This window comes from Moorena sp. SIO4E2 (assembly GCF_010671945.1).
Classification (GTDB): domain Bacteria; phylum Cyanobacteriota; class Cyanobacteriia; order Cyanobacteriales; family Coleofasciculaceae; genus Moorena; species Moorena producens.
The window spans coordinates 1-4,477 of the sequence record NZ_JAAHIE010000559.1; the positions used below are offsets into that span (position 1 = coordinate 1).

Genomic DNA, 4,477 nt, shown 5'->3' on the forward strand with positions numbered 1-4,477 from the left:
TGGGGCAGTACAGCTAGGAGAAGCACCAGCTTTTTCCTTAACTGCTACATTTGACAACCACACTTATCGCAGTAAGCAAGGATTATTTCAAGACAGTTGGACTCAGCTAGCCTTCGCCTATTTTCAATCTTTCGGAATCAAATTCCAAGATTCAGATTGTCTAGAAGTGCCGAATGCTAATGCTCTTAACATTACTAAAGACTTAACCCTAGAGCTTTTCTGTCAGCCTGCTCAAATTAAAGCATCGATCCTACTAGCTAAAACAGGTGTTAGCTCTAACAACACTGAACTAACTAGCTATAAGTTAGAGATGAACCAAAGTGGATACTTGGTCTTCTCCTTCCAAAACCAAGACGGAACTTGGAAAAAATATACGTCCAATAAAGCCCTTGTTGCCAATAAATTACAAAAAGTGGCAGTAGTACGCAAAACAGAATTAGTTGACCAAACTCATTCTGAGACCATAGAAATTGGAGACCACGAACAGGAAGTAGAGGTACAGATTCCTGAAGTCAATACACGGATCATCTTTTACATTTATGGTAAAAATACTGATGAAAACAAAGAAGCTGAAAAATCCAATCTCATCAAAGACATAAACCCTGGTATTGGCAACTTCCCTGTGAAGATTGGAGAGGGCTTCAACGGAATTATTGCTGATGTGCGGATTTGGAATGTAGCCCTCGAACCAGAAGCCCTGGGACAAGGGCTTTATGGACAGGAATCACCAGGACTTGTTGCTTGGTGGCCATTGAATGAGAAAGAAGGCAACATTGCTAATGATATTGTTGGAGAACACAATGCCAAAATTATAGGCGAAAACTGGCAGTGGGAGAAAACCCCTGTCCCTGATGCCAATATCTGCTCTGCCTACCTCAATGGTCAACCTGTTGAGTTGGAATATTCACCTATTGAGTTGGAATCCTCATTAGAGGTGCGTGAAGCCTTAAATAATTCTCAGTTTTCTTTGGGTGCTGTCAAAACTAACGACGATAGCTTGGCGAATTTCCTCCATGGAGAAATGGAGGAAATTCGTATATGGAAAACTTTCCGTTCCATGCAGCAAATTCAAGAGAATCTCTTTACCTATGTCAAGGGAGAGAAAAAAGACCTGATTGCTTATTTCTCTTGTAATCTCACGGAAAATGTCGATCTGCTCAAAGATGAATCTTTTACTGGCAACGACCTGACATTCCCAACAGAAGAAGGGAATAAACCCGCCAGACCAGTTTCCAACGCACCCATTGGAGATGATATTGCCCTGGTGCGTTCGGCTATTGATGGCTATACCCAACAATATCAAACTACAATTGACGGATTCCCCTCTGTGGTTGACTACGGAGTGATGTTCAACGATCCTAGCCGGGGAACCTCTGGCAGCTTGCAACGCTTATATACCTATATTTACAATAATCAGTGGCATCTGGTTCATGGCTTCAAAGTTGCTAACCTGAAAACCCAGTGGATGGCTCAAGTACAATTTGACCCACAAATTATCGGGTTCATTGAAGGTGCGCCGCCTGTTCCTGGTGAAAACCTGACTGTGGGGCCTAAAAGTTATCAAGTAACTTACGATGGCACTACCGCCGTAGAATTGACAGAGGTGAATTCCTATAAATATTCTTATTCTCACTCTCGTAAACACTCTGTCAAAAATGGCTTTGATTACGAAGCCGCCTATTCAGGAGAGATTGACCTCACTTTTGTCTTGGCACCACTGGGCTTGGGTAAAGCTATAAGTCCACAAATTACAGGAACTGGAATCAGTAAAAACAAAATAGACAGTGATAATGGCTTCACTGACAAAAAAACGATGGATGTTGGTGAAACCACTACTGAAAATACTAAACAGCAACTTAAAGGTTATTGGCAACAATTACCAGATGAGGATTCGGAACCTCCTGCTTATAACCCAATTTTAGGAGCTCGTTATCTGCCAGACAATATAGGGTTTGCTCTAGTTCTTTCTGACACAGCGGATATCTTTGCCCTACGGTTTGAGCATAATAATGCTCTGTTTAGTTACTCTGTTCGCCCTAACCCAGACATTCCCAAGGACTTCAACCTTATCCCCTTCAAGATTAACCCCCAATATACTAAGCAAGGTACTCTTGATGGCAAGATTGGTTATGATCAACAGGGTGCTGTTTTCCTTGACCCTGATTATCCAACAGCTAGTGATTACGGCGAATATAGTTACTTCAAACCCAAGGAAGCTTATAATCTCAAGGAACAAATTACTCGCCAGGAGAAAGACCTCACAGCTTATTACGAAAACTTTAATGTCTCCTATAGTTTTGATAACTATGGCTGGTCTGATGCAGCAATAGCTGCCGGAACTGCAGGAATTGTGGGAGTTGGAGGTAGTTTAATTAGTCATGATCCAAGAGGGAGAAGCATGACACAGAAAATAGACGATTATTTTCGTCATAAGAAGCATGTCCATGGCAAAGTGATTGGTAGCAGAAGAGGCTTTCATGCCTGGCTGGGAGGATTCAGTGGTTCAATGGGAAGTCTAGCTGCAACTACTGCAAGTACAACAGAAGCCTTGGTTCGTGAGTTTGGTACAGATCAGAAACTTCCAGATAAGTTTGCCAAGCAGAACATTGTTAATACTTACGTCTGGAGTGCTGATGGCGGTTTTTATTCCCAATCTACTCAAACCGCCCAAACCCGGACACAATCTTTTGAAGGGTCTTTTACCGGCTCTTTCCAGTTAGGTAGTGCTTCTTCATTTGATGTCAAATTTGAAATTCGCAGTCATAGCAAGAAAACCAATGGATTCAACAATATAGGATTGAGCTTAACCAAGAGTCGCTCTAAGGAGGATAAAGAAACCTTCGAGATTAAGACTACTTTTAACCTCTCGAATAACATTCAGCAATATGACTATTCCGAAGATCCTTCCAAAGGAGAGCCGGTTTATGATGCTGATGGCAAACCTGTATTATGTCCAGGGAAAGTCGATGCTTACCGTTTTATGACCTTCTTCCTGCAAGAAGACAATGAAAACTACGACCAGTTGTTTAACAAAGTGATTGATCCCATCTGGCTGAATGAAAGCAATGACAAAAATGCTATTGCTCTACGGGGAGCTTATGACCCTGAAAACACTCCTTCTTGTTGGCGAGTGATGCACCGAGTTACTTTCGTCAGTCGTATTCTGCCAGAAATTGGGGCTGAGACTCCTCCTCTTGAGAAAGAGATGAAGGAGTTGGATATCTCTAGCTACTACGAGTTAATAAAGCGTCTTGAACCTTTTGTGGTTAGCTCTGCGGATAGCTATGATAATTTGTTGAGAGCGGTTAATAATACTTTAGCCAAGTACGCTCCTAGCTTAATGTCTTACAATAAAGATATCACTCTCATTCTCTGCCACTATTATGGGGTTGACATTCCTTCCGAGCTGGAGGATGATTTAGCTGTTCTGAATCAGGGATATTTCCCAGTAGTAGACTATTCCTTGCCAGAAGCTAATCCAGTTGAAACTCAGACTGAAGATTAAGTTGTAGTTTGACCAGGTATAGCAGAAGTCAGAAGTCAGAAGTCAGAAGTCAGAAGTCAAACTCTTGCGCTTACTTAGGTTTAAGACTTTTGTCATGTCCTAACTGCCCTGGCGACTGCTATAATTCCCAGATTGACACTCCCCGTCTCTTGAGAGCGGGGAGTGTCAATTAGTTTTGCTTGTGTGGTTCCTCGGGTGCTCTAATTGAGATTACAAAGACTTCAGTAGGGTGCGTTAGGGGCGGGCTTGCCATCATGTTCAACCTCGTAGCCAGTGTTGAGATAGCCCGCCCCGTAACGCACCACCCAAGGGCTCGCCCTAATTTTCCGCCTCAACGCCCGGGTACCGAGTTGCATTCAAAGATAGTAGATTGGTTGGATAGGGAGATTGGGAGATTGGGAGATTGGGGGAAGAGAAAGTTGTACGTTTTACCGCAACTTGGTATGAGTTACGGCTGACAGCTGACGGCTGACGGCTGACGGCTGACAGCTGACAGCTGACGGCTGACAGCTGTCATTACAAAAATCGACTCAAATCAAACTCCTGTTGCTCATTTTCTATAGACTCTTTCTTCTTATACCTCTCAGTATTTAAAATTAACAAAAGTCGCTCCGAATAGTCTACTGCTCCCCGCAACTCATTGCGCAAAATATCAAGCCCTCCATTCGCATACTCCTCAAAAATATAGATACGTTTTTCCTCAGACTCTTTATCGATAGAAGAAAGAATTTTTGTATCCTGAATCTCAGCGATCGCAATTAATTTAATTACTACCTCATATCCCCTTGAGACAAAAATTTCCAATCCAATCGGACCAGGTTCTCGTTTAGAAATTACCTTCAGGGGCGATCGCTTTTTACGCTTTACTCCTAAAGCAGCTGCAAACACCATCACATCAGCATAAGTCTGAAACGGTCCAGTTTTTCCATCGGAAGCGGTTAGGTCTTTCACCAAAGCCGCCTTATCTTTAGA

The 4,477-nt window shown here is 42.6% G+C and carries 1 protein-coding gene and 1 pseudogene; one reads left to right on the forward strand and one right to left on the reverse strand.

All coding sequences use genetic code 11. The features are described 5' to 3' along the window. Positions 1-3,505: pseudogene (locus F6K37_RS32960) on the forward strand (LamG-like jellyroll fold domain-containing protein); the annotation flags it as partial. A 516-nt stretch (positions 3,506-4,021) separates the two neighbouring features. Here the strand turns inward: F6K37_RS32960 and F6K37_RS32965 are convergent. After that, a partial coding sequence (locus tag F6K37_RS32965; RefSeq protein WP_287254872.1) for a DNA phosphorothioation-associated protein 4 occupies positions 4,022-4,477 on the reverse strand: 456 nt, incomplete at its 5' end.